The organism is Lampropedia hyalina DSM 16112 (assembly GCF_900129055.1).
Lineage (GTDB): Bacteria > Pseudomonadota > Gammaproteobacteria > Burkholderiales > Burkholderiaceae_C > Lampropedia > Lampropedia hyalina.
The window spans coordinates 207,546-226,338 of the sequence record NZ_FQUZ01000001.1 but is presented as its reverse complement, the minus strand read 5'-3'; the positions used below and the strand labels follow the sequence as shown (position 1 = coordinate 226,338).

Here is an 18,793-nt window from a genome sequence, read left to right as displayed (position 1 = left end):
TCCTAGCCGAAAAACCCTCCGTCGCACAGGACATCGTGCGCGCGCTCACGCCGGTCAGCGGCGGCTTCGTCAAGCACGAAGAGCACTTTGAGAACGAACACTACCTGGTCACCAGCGCGGTAGGGCATCTGGTGGAAATCCAGGCGCCTGAAGAGTATGACGTCAAGCGCGGCAAATGGAGCTTTGCGCACCTGCCGGTCATCCCGCCGTACTTCGCGCTCAAGCCCGTCGAAAAACCCCGCCCCCGCCTCAACGCCATCACCCGCCTGGCCAAACGCGCCGACGTCACCGAACTCATCAACGCCTGCGACGCCGGGCGCGAAGGCGAACTCATCTTCCGCCTCATCGAACAATACGCCGGCCCCGTGCGCGGCGGCCAGCACCAGGGCCTGGGCAAACCCGTGCGCCGCCTCTGGCTCCAGTCCATGACCCCCCAGGCCATCCGCGACGGCTTCCAGCACCTGCGCAGCGACACCCAGATGCAAGGCCTGGCCGACGCCGCGCGCAGCCGCTCCGAAGCCGACTGGCTCGTGGGCATCAACGGCACCCGCGCCATGACCGCCTTCAACTCCCGCGACGGCGGCTTCTTCCTCACCACCGTCGGACGCGTGCAGACCCCCACCCTCTCACTCGTCGTCGAACGCGAAGAACACATCCGCCGCTTCATCAGCCGCGACTACTGGGAAATCCACGCCCAGTTCGCCGCCCAGGCCGGAGACTACCCCGCGCGCTGGTACGACCCCCAGTTCAAACGCAGCGACGACGAACACGCCCGCGCCGAACGCCTGTGGAACCTCGCCGACGCCCAGGCCATCGCCCAGGCCGTCCTGCACCAAAGCGGCCGCGTCGAAGAACACAGCAAACCCAGCACCCAGGCCAGCCCCCTGCTCTTCGACCTCACCAGCCTGCAACGCGAAGCCAACGCCCGCTTCGGCTACTCCGCCAAAACCACCCTCGCGCTCGCCCAGGCCCTCTACGAACGCCACAAAGCCCTCACCTACCCGCGCACCGACTCGCGCCACCTCCCCCAGGACTACCTCAGCGTCGCGCGCGACACCCTGCAAGCCCTCGCCCAGAGCCGCCACAGCCACCTCGCCCCCCACGCCGCCCTCGCCCTCGCCCAGGGCTACGTGCGCGCGCACAAACGCATCTTCGACGACAGCAAAGTCAGCGACCACTTCGCCATCATCCCCACCCCCCAGCCCCCCAGTGGCCTGAGCGAAGCCGAACAGAAAATCTACGACCTCGTCAGCCGCCGCTTCATGGCCGTCTTCTACCCGGCGGCCGAATACCTCATCACCACCCGCATCACCCAGATCGACACCCCCGCACTGCCGCGCCCCATCCAGCACTTCAAAAGCGAAGGCAAAGTGCTCGTACAACCGGGCTGGCTCGCCATCTACGGCAAAGAAGCCGATGCCCAGATCGCAGACGACAAAAACAGCAAAGACAAAACCGACAAACCCGAAAACAAAACCCTCGTGCCCGTCCAGCCCGGCGAAACCGTCCACACCCAGGCCGCCGACATCAAAGCCCTCAAAACCAGGCCACCGGCACGCTACAGCGAAGCCACCTTGCTCGGAGCAATGGAAAGCGCGGGCAAACAAGTCGAAGACGACGAACTGCGCGAAGCCATGCAGGAAAAAGGACTGGGCACCCCCGCGACCCGCGCGGCCATCATCGAAGGCCTGCTCACGGAAAAATACATGCTGCGCGAAGGCCGCGAACTCATCCCCACCGCCAAAGCCTTCCAGCTCATGACCCTGCTGCGCGGACTGCAAGTGCAGGAACTCTCGCGCGCCGACCTCACCGGCGACTGGGAATACAAACTCGGCCAGATCGAAAAAGGCGCGCTCAGCCGCCAGGCCTTCATGGCCGACATCGCCGCCATGACCGAGCGCATCGTCCACAAAGCCAAGGAATACGACCGCGACACCATCCCCGGCGACTACGCCACCCTGCAAGCCCCATGCCCCACCTGCGGGGGCCGCATCAAGGAAAACTACCGCCGCTGGGCCTGCACCGGCGTCGATGGCCAGAGCGAAGGCTGCGGCTTCTCCTTCACCAAATCCCCAGCCGGGCGCACCTTCGAGACCGCCGAAGCCGAAACCCTCGTGCGCGAAGGGCGCATCGGCCCGCTGGAAGGCTTTCGCTCCAAGGCCGGCTGGCCATTCACCGCCGAAATCACCCTCAGCTTCGACCAGGAAGCGCGGCACCACAAACTCGAATTCGACTTTGGCGACGACAAGACCGAAGGCAGCGGCGAGCTGGCGGACTTCAGCGGCCAGAGTCCGCTGGGGCCATCCCCGGCGGACGATGGGCAGGTGTACGAATGGGGCAACAGCTACGTCAGTGAACGGGCCGTGGCCACCGTGCACAACCCCACGCCCAGCAGCCAGTTCAAGGTAGCCAAGGTCATCCTGCAACAGCCCATCGAACCCGAGCAGATGCGCAAGCTGCTGACCCAGGGGCAGACGGACGTGCTGGACAAGTTCATCTCCAACCGCACGCGCAGGCCGTTCAAGGCGCGGCTGGTGTGGGATGCGGATGCGCAGAAGGTGGGGTTTGCGTTCGAGGTGCGCGAGGGGGGCAAGGGACGGGCGGCGGCCAAAACCACAGCCCGGCCAGTGGCGAAGAAGGCGGCCAGCAAGACAGCGGCCCGGTCATCGGCGAAGAAGGCCGTGCGCGCGCCTGCTGCGGGCAAGACCCCGAGTGCGGCCCTGGCGGCGGTGATCGGGGCGGAGCCGGTGAGCCGGCCGCAGGCCCTGAAGAAGGTGTGGGAGTACATCCGGGCGCAGAACCTGCAAGACCCGCAGGATCGGCGCACGATTGTGGCCGATGCGCGCTTGCGGCAGGTGCTGGGCAGGGACAGGGTGGGTATGTTGGAGATTACTGGGTTGCTGGGGCCGCATCTTGCATAAAAAAACCGCCCTGTCAGTCAATGACAGGGCGGTGAAACTGCGGTTTGGCGTGATATGACACGCCGAACCATCTTGCAATCAAGAACTTCTTATGGTGTGGCTTGGCACCCGCCAATGCCCTCGACGGTGATCGGGATTTCCGCCTGGTGGCCATTGTTGCTGGTGACGGTGAAGTAGATGGCACCGGAATTGACCGCAGGTGTTGTCGCTCCAGTGGCCGAAGTTTCTTCTTTCTTGCCTTTGACTGTCACGCGCAGACCAGAACGGTAGTTGTGGTTCTCCACAGTGGCACCGCTCTCAATACTGGCCGTCAGGTCTTCGGGGCTGGCCTTGACCGCAATCGTGGAGCCGGTCGGGGCCGATGTGCCTGCGGGTGTTCCAAAATGCAGGAAGTAGGAGACTTCGCAATTGCCTCCCAGCCCCGCAGGAATCGCGTGGATTTCGTTGCCGCCATAAGCTGCGTCCCAGGCACTGACCCAGCCCACGCTGGAGCCTCGCAGCGGGAAGAAGTCGCTGATGAGCGTGCCATCCCCCACTCGGGCGGAAGCCATCACATGAATGATTTCACCATCGGCCGGGCGTGGATTCTGCACCTTGTATTCCACGCTGCATCGTCCGTTTGCCAGCAAGCACCCGCCCCGGTCAGACGTTCCTACAACACCGAAATCAGCGGTGGTGACGACGGCCACATTGTCCGCCACGGGGTTGCCATTGGCATCGGCCAGCATGATGCCGATGGTGCTGGAGTCACCGCTGGTGTCCAGATCGACGACAAAACGTGAGGCCGACAGATCAAGATGGCGGCTGCTGGCCACACCGGTGGTGACGGTCACAGTATCGGTCTGGCTGATGGCGTGGCGGCCCTTGAGTTGCGCGCGTACCACGATGGGGGTCGCTGCTGTGCCGGACATCACCGAAGCCACCACCTCACCATTCGCATTGCTGGTGGTTTCGGTACTCAGCAGGCAGGGAGCCGCGCCTCGCGGATTGTCGGTATTGCACAGTGCATCGGTGCCGGTGAGCAGAACCTGGTTGATGCCGTCACCATAGGACATGCTGAATTCCACCGTGGCACCGCGCACTGGTGCACCGACGGCATCGACGGCTTGCAGCGTGAGCTGGGCTGTTTCCGAACGCCCGGTTCCACCACTGCCTGCAATCACAATCGATTTGTCTGCCGGATTGGCCGAGATGGAATTGATGGCGGCCACTAGCGTTTGTGGGTCCTTGCTGGCATCCTGCTTGATTTCGAGGTACTGTCGTGTGACGATCGATTCGCTGCCGCTGATCGGCGTGGCCGTTGCAACAATGGTGGCGACACCCAGCACGCTGCTGGAAGTGGCCTTGACATCGACGGAAGCTTCGCCATTGGCATCGGTCAGGGCCGTGCTGGGCGAGAAGCTGAGTAGGTTGTTGGGTTCGGTGAAGGATACCAGTACCCGTTCGTTGCTGCCGCTGAGCTGGTTGAGCTTGACACGCACGGAGCCGGTTTCACTGGCTGAAATCGAAGAGGCGGCTGCCCCTGTGCTGCCCAGCACATTCAGGCTGAAGCTGGAGTTGTCAGGGGCTGCGACCACGCTGATATTCTGGCTGGCTGCATTCAGCTCGGTGCCATTCAGGCTGGCATTGGCGGTGACCGTGGTCGCTCCCACCGAAGTGGCCGAGGTGGCACGGAACTTGATGGTGGCCACGCCTTCTGCGTTGGTGAGCGCAGTTTTGCTGGTAGGGTCGAACTCCAGTAGGTTCAATCCGCCGGATTCGTCGAATGTGATCAACTGATTGGCAACGGAGCCGCCATCGGTACGGGTCAGGGTGACCTTGGCCTGTACCTGGGTGGCGGTGGTGACTTCGACAATAGAATCCCCCTGGGTATTGAGCAGGGAGATGGCCAGGCTGCCTGCAACACTGGGGGTTTCCGTGTCGCCACCGCTGTTGCCGTTGCCTCCGCTATTGCCCGAATCGGTGGAGCCGGGATTGCCGCCACCGCCACCGCAGGCGACCAGGGCAGCCGATACCATGCCGGCCAGGGCATAGCGCACGAGGTCATTCATGACCGATTTTCTGTGTTGCATGAGGGGAAAACTCCTGAAAAATGTTCAATTGCCATATGCAATGGATGCGCAATCACCGCAGGGTATTCTGGTCGGTCACGATCTTGGGGGTGATGAACACCAGCAGCTCGCTCTTGGATGTTTCGCGGGTCTTGCTGCGGAACAAATGGCCTGCCACGGGCAGGTCGCCGAAGAACGGTACCTTGGTGACGCTGTTGCTTTCCTGCAATTCAAAGATGCCGCCAATGACGATGGTGCCGCCGTTTTCCACCAGTACCTGGGTGGTGACGCGCTTGGTGTCCACGGCAATGCCGCCAGAGGTGGACTGGGCGTAGTTGGGGCTGTCCTTGTTCACCAGCAGGTCCAGAATCACATTGCCTTCCGGGGTGATTTGCGGGGTGACTTCCAGCTTCATGACGGCCTGCTTGAATTCGACTGTGGTCGCTCCGTTGGGGGACGTGGCAGCGTAGGGCAGTTCCGTGCCCTGCTCGATGGTGGCCTTGACCTGATCGGCGGTGACGATGCGTGGGCTGGAGATGACGCGGCCTTCCCCGGAGCTTTCCAGGGCCGACAGCTCCAGGTTCAGGAAACGGTTGGCGGCCGAGTTGAAGATGGAGAGTGCGAAGGTCGCGGCTTCGCCTGCCGAGAGGGCAGCGGGCAGGTTCACGAATTGCTGGGTCGCGCTGGTGGTGCCGCCCGCGCCGGAACTGGCCACGGCATTCGCGTAGCTGGAGCCAAACACCACGCGGTTGTTGCCGCCGACGCTGTAGCCGCCATCGCCGCCGCGGTTGGCACGCAGATCGGCACCGCCCAGACGCACGCCCAGCGAGCGGCCAAAGCTGTCGGAGGCTTCAACGATGCGCGCTTCGATCAGCACCTGTCGCACGGGGATGTCCCAACTGGCAATCAGGCGGGACACCTCTTCCAGCTTGGATGGGGTGTCGGTGATGAATAGCTGGTTGGTGCGCGGCTCGGCAATCGCAGAGCCTCGGTTGGACAGGAAACGGTTGGAATTTTGCGTGCCACCGGAGCCGCCGCCCGAGCCACCGCTGGCGGCCAGCTGGGCTGCCAGGGTCTCGGAGCGGGCGTAGTTGAGCTGGAAGCTCTGGGTGCGCAGTGGCTCCAGTTGCTCCAGTGCCCGTGCCGCTTCGTATTCCTTTTGCTTGCGGGTGTCGATTTCTTCGCGGGGAGCCACCCACAGCACGTTGCCGTTTCTCTCGTAGCCCAGTCCCTTGGAGTCGAGGATGATTTGCAGGGCCTGGTCCCAGGGTACGTCTTCCAGCCGCAAGGTGAGCGAGCCTTGCACGGTATCGGAGGTGACGATGTTGAATTTGGTGAAGTCGGCAATCACTTGCAGCAGCGAGCGGATTTCGATGCTCTGGAAGTTGAGCGATAGTTTCTCGCCGGTGAAGCCCGTGCCCTGGGTCAGCTTGGTGGGGTCGGGCACAACTTCGCGTACTTCCAGCACATACTGGCTGTCGGTCTGGTAGGCACTGTAAACCCATTCATTGCGTGCCTCGATTTCCAGGCGCGTGGCATTGCCCGCCTGGGTGGCGACGATGCTGTTGATGGGGGTGCCGAAATCGGTGACATCGAAGCGTTTGCGCAGTTCGGCAGGCAATTGGGCATCCTGCACATCCAGCACGATCTTGCGCCCTTCGACGCGCAGGTTCACGCTGTTGGAGGCACTGGGCAAGTCCACCACGACGCGCCCGGAACCATCAAGGCTGCGCCGGAAGTCAATGCCCTGCAAGGTGTTGGGAGCCGGGGCCGTGGCCATGCTGGGGGCTACCGGGGTGGTGCGGGTGGCGGGCGCGGCAATGCGCGAGGCCGCAGGCTGGCTGGTGGGGGCAGTGGCGGAGCCAGGGCTGTCCAAGTGGACGAACAGGTCGTTGCCCACGCTCTCGAGCCGGTAGGTGGTGGCTTCGCGCAGGTTGAGCACGATGCGCGCGCGATCCCCGGCATCCACTACATTGATGGTGCGCAGGTTGCCCTGATTGACGCCCACGGTCTGGCGGCCATCGATCAGGCCCACACCGGGGAAGTCCAGCGAGATGCGGGCGGGTGACTGAACGGTGAACACGACGGGCTCAAAGTTCAGCGGCTCGTTCAGGCGAATCTGCACGACTTCCCGTCCGTCACGCTGCATGCCGGTGACCGACTGGATGTCGGCGGCCCAGGCAGAGGAAGTCAAGGCCATTGCAGCCAGCAGGGTGGTGCGGATGTGTGCCAGCGGTGTGTTTCCTGTGGTCTTTTGAGTCATTGGTTCTTTTCCTTCATTGTTGCAGCTCAAGCACCGTTGAACGCTCCAGCCAGTCGCCGGTGGCATCCTGCACGACTTCCTTCAGTTCCAGTTGGGTTTCCCTGATGGAGACGATGCGTCCCATGTTGTAGCCCAGATGGTTGCCGGGCACGACCTGGTAGAGGTGGCCGTCCACCAGTATCAGTGCGGTGGGCTTGCCGGCTTTTTGCAGGTAGCCCACCATTTGCATGGCATCGAGTGAATAGGATTCCAGGGGCTCCTTGCGCCGGTTCTGGGCATCGATGACCCACTGTGGCAGACCGCGCCGTGCTTCGATTCCCGTGCCGAAGACCTGGGCGAGTTTCTGGAATCCGAAGGGATTGGTGGCGGTGTCGCGGTTGTAGGCGACGGGCTGGAATACCAGGGGTTCCTTGAGCGGGGGAATTTTGGCCGGGGTCTGGCGTTTCTGTTCTTCCATCCAGGCAGACACCTCGCTGCGCGGGTCGCTGATACAGCCCGTCAGCAGGAGGGCGGCTGCCATCAGTCCTGTGCTCCATAAGCGTGTCATTGGGGGGGTCCTGTCAGGTATCGGTGCGTGTGTGTGGGTATGGGATGGCCTGTGCCTCAACGTCTTCTCTGCTGGGCGCGCTGGCTGGTGGCCTGGTTGGCCAGTTCGTCAGGGTCGAGGTAGCGATAGGTCTTGGCGATGGCTTTCATGGTCAGCAGATTGCCGCTTTCGCTGGCATTTTTGTTGCTGCTTTCAATCTGGATATTCGACAGTGTGACGATGCGAGGCAGATGGGCGAGGTCGGAGACGAATTCGCCGATGGCATCGAAGCTGCCGGTGACCTGCACTTCGATGGGCAGTTCGGCATAGTAATCCTTGATCTGGGTGCTGCCGGGCTTGAACAGGTCGAATTGCAGGCCACGGCCAATGCCGGCCATGTTGATGTCGGAGAGCAGTTCGGCCATTTCGGCACGGCTGGGCAGTTGCTTTTCCAGCAGGGTTACGTACTGGATGGCTTGCTCGCGCTGGCGGCGCAGGGCATCCAGATTGACGGCCTTGCGGTAGTTCTGGCTGAATTCGTTCTGGATGGTCTGCTGCTGTGCTCTGGACGAATCCAGTTCGGCCTGCACGTTTTTCAGCCAGAGGAACCACAGCAACACCACAACCCCCACGGTGATGAAGAAAAACAGTACCAGCCGGGGGAGAAGGGGCCACAGCCAGGGGTCCCGACCACTGGTTTGCTGGAACTGTCTGGAGATGTCGTTCAGGTTCAGATTCAGGTTCGGTTTCAGATTCATGACAGTATTCCGTGACCTGTTCGATTATCGGGAGGGCGCGGCCTGGATGGCATCGGCCTCTTGCGCAGAGGCAGCCTTGGCGAGGCTGAAGCTCAGCGCGTATTCAAAAACACGGCGATCCTGTCCGTTGGACAAGGTGATGTTCGATGCCTTGCTTTGTACCAGTTGCGGCTTGCTTTCCCACAGGGGCAGCAGGGCGATGTTGTCCAGCAGGTCGGCCACGGTCTGGTTGGACTGGGCCTTGCCACTGAGCGAGACGGTGTTGCCGTTCTGTTTCAGATCGACCAGGTATGCGCCGCTGGGTACAGTCACCAGAATGCTGTTGAGCAATTGCACGGGCAGGTTGCGCTCTGATTGCAGGTTTTCCACGGCATCCTGCCGGGCCTTGAGGGCGTTGATTTCGGATTCGATGCTCGCAATGTCCTTGATCTGGACCTTGAGCTTCTCGTTCTCCTGGCGCACCAGTTCGTTGGCAGCTTCTTGCTGGCTGATGAGAGTCTGAAAACCCAGGTAGACACCACCTGCCATCAGGCCGCCAACCAGTGCGGCCAGAAAGGCATTGACACCAAATGTGTCCTTGCGTGCTTTTTTGGTGGCTTCTCGGTGGGGCAATAGGTTGATGCGAATCATTGGTCAAACCTCCGCAGAGCCAGTCCACAGGCCGTCAGGTAGATGGGAGCATCGCGCATGACGGTTTTCATGTGGGCACTGCGGCCCATGTCCATGCCTTCGAACGGGTTGGCTACCTGGCAGACCGTGCCCACCGCCTGGGTGACCGAAGCGGCGATGCCGGCAATCGTGGAGGTTCCGCCTGCCAGCAGGATGCGATCGACCTTGTTGTGGGGGGTGCTGGTGTAGAAGAATTGCAGCGACCGCGTGATTTCCTGCGTCAGTGTGGCAATGAAAGGTTGCAGCACGGCTTTTTCATAGTCTTCGGGCATGTCGCCGTTGCGTTTCTGGGTTTCGGCTTCTTCTGCGGAAATGCCGTAGTGCCGGGCAATCGCGTTGGTCAGTTGCTGTCCGCCAAAGGATTGCTCCCGTTCGTAGAGCACATCCTGCCCTTGTAGAACTTGCAGGCTGCTGATGTTGGCTCCCAACTCGAAAAGAGCCAAGATGGAGTCTTGCGTGGTGTTGGGCCAAGTCTGGCTTAGTCGTTGCACGGCGGATCGGGCGGCATACGATTCAATATCCAGTATTACGGCTTGAAGGCCGGCGGCTTCGGCAATTCCCTGACGATCCTGCACCCGATCCTTGCGGGAGGCGGCAATCAGGACTTCCACATCGTCTACCGAGGTTTTGGCATCTCCCACCACACAGAAGTCGAGGCTGACTTCATCCAGTGCGAACGGGATGTAGTGGCTGGCTTCGGATTCGACCTGCAACTCCATGTCTTCCTCCAGCAGTCCTGCAGGCAGCATGATGCGCTTGGTAATCACTGCCGAGGAAGGGAGCGCGAGTGCGGCGCGCTTGGTGCGGGTACCGCTTTTCTGGACCAGACGGCGCAGTGCGGCAGAGACTTCATCGAAGTTTTCGATGTTCCCTTCACTGACCCAACCCAGTTCCAGTCGCTCGATGGCACAGCGTTCCAGCACCAGCTTGCCATCGGGATTGCCTCCCAGTTCGACCAGCTTGATGTTGGAGGCACTGATGTCGATGCCCAGCAAAGGTGGTTGCCGTTTGCTGAATAAAGATCTCACAGAGACCACACAAAACCCCTTCTCCCCCACAAGGAGAGCAACAAAATGTACAAATCGACACGGATACTACCATTGGCCATGGGCCATGGAAAGAATATTCCTGGTGCGGTGGTGCGTGTACGTCATTGGAAGAATCTCCTTTCCTCCAGTTTGCGTGCGACCGCAGCCCAGAGCAAAAAGAGAGCCCCTGTGAGGAACTTGCGTTGCACTGCCGCATTCTGTACAGAGCAGCCATCATATTCCAGGGAGTGGAAAATGTGCGGTATGCTTTGCGCCTGCCTCTGGCGGCAGTTGCATCAAGCCTTGCCGGGTAACACAGGGCCGACTGGCTGAAGAGAATGGGCGAGAGTACTGTCACACTTTTTACAAACACCCCAAAAGATGTCGCACCTTGCCTGTCATTCTGACACTGGCAGGTGTTTTTTCATGCACTGAAAGCTGATCTGTGTCAGGGATTCCCGTGCATTTTGCGAAAATGTGCCCGGGAGGCGGCAAAAGTCGTCCAGTGCCGGGTCTGGCTGGTGCACGGGCAGCGTACTACCCGTTTGGCGGCTGTGGTGGCCCCCGCTCCGATTGTTCGCACTACATTTGAAATCATGTCATTGACTTTTCCTCCCCGCCGTGCTGCGGGCAAGTCTTCTCCCCCGGGTCATGCGCCTTCGCCCCGTGGCCCGCAATCGCCACGCAGTCGCTGGCCTTGGCCACTGCGCGCACTGGGCTGGCTGGTGGGCATTGGCCTGGTCTCGGTGTTTGCTGTACTGGCATTGGGGGTGGTGGTGGTGGCCAGCATTTACCCGAAGCTGCCCGATGTATCGGATCTGGCGGATTACCGGCCCAAGCAGCCACTGCGGGTATTCTCGGCAGAAGGGGCATTGATCGGGGAGTTTGGCGAAGAACGCCGCAAGCTCACGCCGATTGAAGACATTCCACAGGTGATGAAGGATGCGATTCTGGCAGCCGAGGACACGCGCTTCTTCGAGCACAGCGGCATCGACCACATTGGCATTGGCCGCGCCATTCTGGCCAACTTGCGCGATCTCAAGAGCCAGGGGGCATCCACCATCAGCATGCAGGTGGCGCGCAATATGTACCTGTCGCCGGAGCAGACCTTTACGCGCAAGCTTTACGAGATTCTGCTGACGCTGAAGATGGAGCACATGCTGTCCAAGGAAGAAATTCTGGAAATCTACATGAACCAGATTTTCCTGGGCAATCGTGCCTATGGCTTCTCGGCAGCGGCGGAGACCTATTTTGCCAAGCCGCTGCAATCCATCAGCGTGGCCGAGGCTGCCATGCTGGCGGGCCTGCCGGTTGCGCCGTCGCTGTACAACCCGATTCGCCGCCCGGAGCGGGCACGCATCCGCCAGGTGCACATCATCAACCGGATGCAGGAACAGGGCTTTATCACCGCTGCCCAGGCCCAGGCGGCCAAGGATGAGAAGCTGGAGATTCGCCGCGTCATCGACAACTTCCCGGTGCGGGCCGAATATGTGGCGGAAATGGTGCGCCAGTCCATGGTGGAGCGTTACGGGCAGGAGGCCTATACGCGCGGGCTGAATGTGTACACGACCATTCAGATCGCCGATCAGGAAGTGGCCTATCAGGCCCTGCGCGCGGGCGTGATGGATTACGAGAAACGCCAGCGTTACCGTGGCCCGGAAGCGTTCATTGCCCTGCCTGCTGGCAAGACGGAGCGTGAAGAAGCGATTGACAAGATTCTGGCAACGCATCCCGACAACGGCGATCTGCTCTCTGCCGTGGTGCTGGAAGCGGGCCGCCAGAAGGTGGTGCTGGCGCGTGCCGGTGGGCAGACCCTGGAGGTCAGTGGCAATGGGCTGCGGGTGGTGCAGTCGGGATTGGCCGACCGTGCTGCGGCCAATGTGAAGATTCGCCCCGGTGCGGTGGTGCGCGTGGTCAAGCATGCCCGCAATGGCTGGGAGATGGTGCAGTTGCCCGAAGTGGAAGGGGCCATGGTGGCCCTGGAGCCGGATACCGGAGCCATCAAGGCACTGGTGGGAGGCTTCGATTTCAACAAGAGCAAGTTCAACCACGTTACCCAGGCGTGGCGGCAACCGGGTTCGACCTTCAAGCCATTCATTTATTCGGCGGCCCTGGAGCGGGGCTTCATGCCCACCACCATCATTGCGGATTCACCCATGTACTTTCCCCCCAGTGCCGGGGGCGGCAAGGCATGGGAGCCGAAGAACTACGATGGCCGCTTCGATGGCTCGCTGACCATGCGCCGGGCACTGGCGCGCTCCAAGAACATTCCGTCCGTGCGCCTGTTGCAGGCCATCACTCCCAAGGTCGGGCAGGAATGGGTGACGCGCTTTGGTTTCGACCCCAAACGGCAGATTCCCGTGTTGCCGATGGCCTTGGGTTCGGGTGAGGTCACGCCGCTGCAAATGGCCGGGGGCTACGCAGTGTTTGCCAATGGAGGCTATCGCATCGACCCCTGGCTGATCGAGCGTGTCACCGACACGCGCGGCACCGTGCTGACGCAGGCCCAGCCACCCAAGGGCAAGGATCGTCCCCAGGCCATCAGCGATCGCAATGCCTTCATCATGAGCACCATGATGCACGATGTCGTGCGCTCTGGTACCGGCACACGCGCCTACAACGCCCTGAAACGCTCGGACATCTACGGCAAGACCGGCACGACCAACGATGCCCACGATGCCTGGTTCGCCGGCTATCACCCCAGTGTGGTGGCGGTAGCCTGGGTGGGCTACGATACCCCGCGCAACCTGGGCAGCCGGGAAACCGGTGGTGGTCTGAGCCTGCCGATCTGGGTGCGTTACATGCAGACTGCCTTGAAGAACGTGCCGGTAGTGGAACTCAAGCCGCCGCCTGGCGTGGTGCGCAGTGGTGGCGACTGGATGTACACCGAATTCACCAATGGCCGGGCGGTCAGTGCCCTGGGGGTGGAACTGGCTCCCAAACACGATGTCACCGGTGGATTTGCCCCACCCAGCCAGCAGGAGCGTGAGCAGATTCTCGATTTGTTCCGCAATTGAACACAATGCCCTGATGAATTCTGTGGGTGTTGCCGTGCCCATGTACCCGAATATGCGGACATGGAGGCGTGCAAAATGAACCGAAACAGACATCATGCACGGATCTCCAGCGGATTGTCTGGATGGAATATTGCTGTAACCGGCTGAAAATGAAAGATTATTTTTGGCCGGTGGCGAATCGTCCGATTGTGGGCATGCAAGGACGCACTCCGCTGGCCATATAAGTCTTGAAAAATAATAAGAATGCTTTTGATATGATCTGTGTTTCATGTTTTGAGGCCATGCGAATTCAGGCAGGCCATGCCGGCTTTTGACGCTGGCATGGCCTGCCATTTGCCTCTGTCCCCGGCAACGGGGACGGATCCGATGCCGCCAGAATCCCCAGGTCCGCTGCGTGCATGGCTGTGACAGCGCGGCGGCCGTCGTGGGGGTTTTCCACAGGAAATTGAACCAATATGAAAAACGCTTCTTCCCTCGCATCGCGTTCGCGCGCCATCCGCATGACCATGCTGGCCGTTGCCGCAGCCGCTTCCATGGCCTGCTCGGCAGCCCCATCCTACACGGCCCCCGATGATGACTTCAAGGGTCGTGTCAGCCCTGTGGAAACCCCGGTGATTTATCCGGGTACACTCGTGAAGCTTGCGGGCAGCAACTTCAAGCCCGGCCAGGAAGTGCAGGTGCTGTACCAGGGTGAATCGGTGACGGGCAAGCCCGTGGTGGCCGATTCCGAAGGCAAGTTCACCACCCAGACCCAGATTCCCAAGGATGCCGTGCCAGGCCGCCACCCGCTGGTCGTCAGCGTGACCAAGCCTGCTGCTGCCGCTGTCCTTCCATTGAAAGTGTCACCTGAAGTGCCATTGAGTGGAGCCGACCAATTCAATATCCAGAGCCAGAAGCTGGTTCCGGGCCTGTACCAATCGGCCTACAGTGCCAAGAACAATGCGGTGTTCGTGGCTTCCGCCGTGGGTCGCCCGCCAGTGAGCCGTTCGGAACTGACCAAGCTTGATGCCGACACCCTGAAGGAACTCAAGCGGGTGTCCCCGCTGAGCGCGCCGGATCGCCGTGCGCCCGATGGCTCCAGCCAGTCCGGTGGCCTGTACGCCGTCTATGGCGTGGGTGTGGACGATGCGAACGACACAGTCTGGGTGACCAACACCCGCCAGAACACCGTGGCCGTGTACAAGCAATCCGATCTGTCGCTGGTCAAGCAGTTTGAGCCGGGTGTGGTTTCCCACGCACGCGATGTGGTGGTGGATGGCCGCACCGGCAAGGTGTTCGCCACGGCCGCGCGCAGTGCGGATGTCGTGGTGTTCGATGCCAAGACACTGGAAAAGACCAAGAGCATCGCCCTCACATCTTCCGTGCGTGGCCCACAGGCCGCACCGTTCTCCACCATGAGCCTGGCACTGGATGAGGCTTCCGGCCAACTGTTCGTGGTCAGTGCCAGCGGTGACGTGGCCGTGATCGACACCAAGACCGACGAAGTGAAGAAGGTCTTTGCCGTGAAGGGTGCATCTTCCGCTGCGGGTGTTGCCTATGATGCCAAGCATCAGCGCGTGCTGGTGGCATCGCAAGGTTCCGACAACCTGGTGATTGCCGACGCCAACACCGGCGAGGTGCTGCACGATGTGCCCGTGGGTGCAGGTTCGCTGAACGTGGCTTTCGATCCGGTGCGTGAACTGGCCTATGTGTCCAACCGTGGCTCTGGCACAGTGACTGTGGTGAATGCCGAAGGCAAGATCGTTGCCAATCTGGAAGCCGCACCGCTGATCAACCATGTGGCGATTGGCCCCAAGGGTGTGGTGTATGCCGTGAACAAGGGATCGGCCGATGCCGAAGGCAGCGACCACATTCGCCGCATTCAGCCCAAGAACTGAGTCTCTGTGATGCCGCACCGCCAGCCCGAGAGGCTGGTGGTCGTTGTAGTGAATTTTTCGCTCCAAGCCCTGCTGTTTCCGACAGCAGGGCTTTTTGACGTGGGGCTTTCATGGAACTGTCATGCAGGCTGGCTACAAAAGGCTTCTTTTTTGACGTACTTGACGGAAGTTCCATGCACACCAAGCTCCCCACATTCCATCGGCCATCGGCTGCTGCACCATTCCAATTGAAAATGTCTGTGATCGGTGGCCTGCTGCTGACCGCGATGCTGTCTGCCTGTGGCAGCGACGACGATGCAGTCGTCGAAGCCACACCCGCCACCATTGCGCTGGAGAAAATCGGCAGCCACTCGGCGGGTGTGTTCGGCAAGAGTGCCGCCGAAATCGTGGCCTACGATGCCGCCAGCCAGCGGGCTTTCGTCGTCAATGCCCTGGCGGGCGCGCTGGATGTGCTCAGCCTGGCCGATCCTGCCAAGCCCGTGCTGGTGCAGACCCTCAAGGCCGATGGCATTCTGGACGGGGCCGAAATCAACAGCGTGGCCGTCCACAATGGGCTGGTGGCCGTGGCCATTGAAGCCGCCAACAAGACCGATGCGGGCCGGGTGGCTCTCTACCGCGCCAGCAATCTGGAACTGCTCAGCCATGTGCCGGTGGGCGCATTGCCAGACAACATTGTTTTCACCCCCGATGGCCAGACCGTGCTGACCGCCAACGAAGGCGAACCCAGCGACGACTACCAGACCGACCCGGAAGGCTCCATCAGCGTCATCGACATCCGCAACCCCAGCCAGCCCACGGTGCGCACCGCCGGCTTTTCGGCCTTCAACAGCCAGGCCGATGCGCTGCGCCAGCGCGGTGTGCGCATCTTTGGCCCCAGTGCCAGCGTGGCACAGGACCTGGAGCCGGAATACATTGCCATTTCGGCCGATGGCCGCACCGCCTGGGTGACCTTGCAGGAGAATAACGCGCTGGCCAAGGTGGACGTAGCCAATGCCACTGTCACCGACATCCTGCCGCTGGGCTACAAGGATCATGGCGTAGCAGGCAATGAAATCGACGTATCCGATGGCGACGGCAATCCCGCGCTGATGGGCATCGACATTCGCACCTGGCCGGGCTTGCGTGGTCTGTACATGCCAGACAGCATTGCCGCCTACAGCACGCAGGGCAAGACCTATCTGGTCACGGCCAATGAAGGCGATGCCCGCGCCTGGGGCGAGGACGACGATGCCTACTGGCAGGGTGATGCCAGCAAGGGCTTTGTGGAGGAATTCCGCGTCAAGCACCTGGTACACAAGGATGGCTTCGACCGCCGCGCAGGCAATGACCTGTCGCCGCAACTGCGCCAACTGGCAGCGGGCGCGCTGCTCAACCCTTCGGTGTTCGGTTACTGCGGCGCGGTGGCCGACAACCCTGGCAACTGCCGGGCCGATGAGCAACTCGGCCGCCTGAGCGTCACCTGGACGGAGGGTTTCCGCAAGGATGCCAGCGGCCAGCCCGTGCTGTTCAACGCCAATGGCCAGCCCGATGCCACCAGCGGCGACCGCCTGATGTACGACGCACTCTATGCCTACGGCTCGCGCTCTATCTCCATCTGGGATGAGAACGGTCAGCAGGTATGGGATTCGGGCGCGGACTTCGAGAAGTTCACCGCCAACCAGATTCAGACCCGCACTGGCAAATCCTGCACCATCACTTCCGGCACGGCGACGCTGGACTGCAAGACCTTCTTCAATACCAACCATGAAGAAGGCGATGGTCTGGACAACCGCAGTGACAACAAAGGCCCGGAACCCGAAGGCGTGGCTGTGGGCACGATTGGCGAGAAAACCTTCGCCTTCGTCGGGCTGGAGCGTTTTGGTGGCGTGCTGGTGTACGACGTGAGCAACCCACAGGCCCCTACGCTGGAGGACTACATCAACACCCGCACCAACTGGACGGAAAAAGACCTGTCCAAGCTGGACTGGAGCACCCAGGGCGCGGTCGTGGGCGATCTGGGGCCAGAGGGGGTGCTGTTCGTGCCTGCCACACAGTCGCCCAATGGTCAGCCCCTGCTGCTGGTGGGCAACGAAGTCAGCGGAACCACGGCGGTGTTCCAGTTGCGCCTGACTTACTGAGCGTGACTCTGAACGGCATTGCCGCAATCGGGTGACTTTTCGCACCGCCCTGCCGAATCGAGTCCGGCTGGGCAGTGTGGCATTTCAGCCCGGCATGCTGGCAATCACCTGCGCGACGGCGGCGGTGAGTTTCTTGGCATAGGGTACATGCAGGAACTCGTTGGGGCCGTGGGCGTTGCTCTTGGGGCCGAGTACGCCGCATACCATCATCTGTGCCTTTGGGAAACCCTGTGCCAGCAGGCTCATCAGCGGAATGGTGCCACCCTGGCCGATGTAGGCGCAATCGGCCCCGAAATGCGCGTTGCTGGCCGCATCCAGCGCACGGTGCAGCCAGTGGGCCGTGGCCGGGGCATTCCAGCCATCCGTGCCATGCGCGTCCTCGAAGGTGACGCGCGCCTGGTAGGGGGCATTGTCTTCCAGCAGGGCTTTCATCTGCGCCACACAGGCGGCAGCATCCACCAGCGGCGGGGTGCGGATGCTCAGCTTGAACGCGGTGTGCGGGCGCAGCACATTGCCCGCATTCTGCAAAGGCGGCAGTCCTTCCGCGCCGGTCACGCTGAGGGTGGGATGCCAGGTGCGCCGCAGCAGGGCTTCGGTGGGGTCGGTGGTGGTGGGCAGTGCGAACAGGGTGGAGCCGCCGCAGTCGTAATGCGCCCACGGGAAGCGGGCATAGGCTTCCTCGCCCAGAATGCGCGCCGTGGCCTGCGCCTGTGCCAGCCGTTCGGCAGGAATATCGCAGTGGAAGATTTCCGGCAGCAGGCGGCCATTGGCACTGTCTTCCAGCCGGTCCAGTACCTGCCGCATGATGCGGAACGAGGACGGAACCACCCCCGAGGCATCGCCCGAATGCACGCCTTCGGTGAGGATTTCCACCTTCAGCGTGCCGGTGATGTTGCCGCGCAGGCTGGTGGTGAGCCAGAGCTGGTCGTAGTTGCCCGCACCCGAATCCAGGCAGACCACCAGCCCCACGTCGCCCAGGCGGGGCTGGAGTGCATCGATGTAGGGCAGCAGATCGATTGAGCCGCTCTCCTCCGAGGTTTCGATCAGCCCGACGATGCGCGGGTGTGGCAGATTCTGTGCCTTCAGGGCCTGAATTGCCGCGATGCTGGCATAGACGGCATAGCCATCGTCGGCCCCGCCCCGGCCATAGAGCCGCCCATCTTCATAGTGGGGTGTCCACGGCCCCAGGCCGCTGCGCCAGCCAGAGAACTCGGGCTGCTTGTCCAGATGGCCGTACACCAGCACGGTCTGCTGCGACTGCGACTGCGATTGTGTGCGGGTGGCCGCCACTTCAAAGAACAGCAGGGGCGTGCGCCCAGGCAGCCGCACGATCTCCAGCGACAGGCCGGGAATGTGCTGTGCCAGCACCCAGTCGGCAGCGTTGCGCACCACCTGCTCCAGCAGCCCCAGCTCCTGCCACTGAGGCTCGAACAGTGGCGACTTGGCCGCAATGGCAATGTAATCGCTGAGCTGGCGCACGATGTCCTCGTCCCACTGTCGCGTGATCTGCGCCAGGGCGGGAGCGGGCTGGAAGGTCGGGGTTTCGGGGGATGCGGTGTTCATCGG

Annotated in this window: 11 protein-coding genes; 4 read left to right on the top strand and 7 right to left on the bottom strand. The window is 61.8% G+C overall.

The features are described 5' to 3' along the window. On the top strand, positions 1 to 2,921 hold a 2,921-nt coding region (locus tag BUE21_RS00915; protein WP_073353567.1), incomplete at its 5' end, for a DNA topoisomerase III. An 89-nt stretch (positions 2,922 to 3,010) separates the two neighbouring features. Here the strand turns inward: BUE21_RS00915 and BUE21_RS00910 are convergent. The 6 genes from BUE21_RS00910 to BUE21_RS00885 form a co-directional block, all read right to left on the bottom strand. Next, complete coding sequence (locus BUE21_RS00910) at positions 3,011 to 4,993, bottom strand: hypothetical protein (RefSeq protein WP_143164351.1); 1,983 nt, start codon at positions 4,991 to 4,993, stop codon at positions 3,011 to 3,013. Positions 4,994 to 5,045: 52 nt separating this feature from the next. Next, positions 5,046 to 7,235, bottom strand: coding sequence for a type IV pilus secretin PilQ (gene pilQ, locus BUE21_RS00905; protein WP_073353478.1), 2,190 nt, complete (start codon positions 7,233 to 7,235; stop codon positions 5,046 to 5,048). A 13-nt stretch (positions 7,236 to 7,248) separates the two neighbouring features. Beyond that, positions 7,249 to 7,755 (bottom strand): pilus assembly protein PilP, encoded by a 507-nt coding sequence (locus tag BUE21_RS00900; RefSeq protein WP_234971006.1) that lies wholly within the window; start codon positions 7,753 to 7,755, stop codon positions 7,249 to 7,251. 83 nt (positions 7,756 to 7,838) lie between these two features. Beyond that, on the bottom strand, positions 7,839 to 8,519 hold the full coding sequence (locus tag BUE21_RS00895; RefSeq protein WP_073353473.1) for a type IV pilus inner membrane component PilO: 681 nt from the start codon (positions 8,517 to 8,519) through the stop codon (positions 7,839 to 7,841). Between the two features lie 24 nt (positions 8,520 to 8,543). Next, a complete protein-coding gene (locus BUE21_RS00890) occupies positions 8,544 to 9,149 on the bottom strand; it encodes a PilN domain-containing protein (protein ID WP_073353467.1) in 606 nt (201 codons plus the stop codon). Continuing rightward, complete coding sequence (locus BUE21_RS00885) at positions 9,146 to 10,225, bottom strand: pilus assembly protein PilM (protein ID WP_073353465.1); 1,080 nt, start codon at positions 10,223 to 10,225, stop codon at positions 9,146 to 9,148. Before BUE21_RS00885 ends, BUE21_RS00890 begins: the two co-directional genes overlap by 4 nt. 587 nt (positions 10,226 to 10,812) lie before the next feature. Here BUE21_RS00885 and BUE21_RS00880 point away from each other — a divergent pair. From BUE21_RS00880 to BUE21_RS00870, 3 genes are all read left to right on the top strand, one after another. Continuing rightward, on the top strand, positions 10,813 to 13,233 hold the full coding sequence (locus BUE21_RS00880; protein WP_084522608.1) for a penicillin-binding protein 1A: 2,421 nt from the start codon (positions 10,813 to 10,815) through the stop codon (positions 13,231 to 13,233). Between the two features lie 455 nt (positions 13,234 to 13,688). Further along, positions 13,689 to 15,110 carry a Vgb family protein gene (locus BUE21_RS00875; protein WP_073353462.1) on the top strand — a complete coding sequence of 474 codons (1,422 nt, stop codon included), beginning with the start codon at positions 13,689 to 13,691 and terminating at the stop codon, positions 15,108 to 15,110. A gap of 173 nt (positions 15,111 to 15,283) precedes the next feature. After that, on the top strand, positions 15,284 to 17,227 hold the full coding sequence (locus BUE21_RS00870; protein ID WP_407656048.1) for a choice-of-anchor I family protein: 1,944 nt from the start codon (positions 15,284 to 15,286) through the stop codon (positions 17,225 to 17,227). Positions 17,228 to 17,311: 84 nt separating this feature from the next. On the opposite strand, the gene BUE21_RS00865 is transcribed toward BUE21_RS00870, so the two are convergent. After that, positions 17,312 to 18,790: a M20 family metallopeptidase gene (locus BUE21_RS00865; protein ID WP_073353459.1), complete on the bottom strand. Its 1,479-nt coding sequence runs from the start codon at positions 18,788 to 18,790 to the stop codon at positions 17,312 to 17,314. Positions 18,791 to 18,793 lie beyond the last annotated feature (3 nt).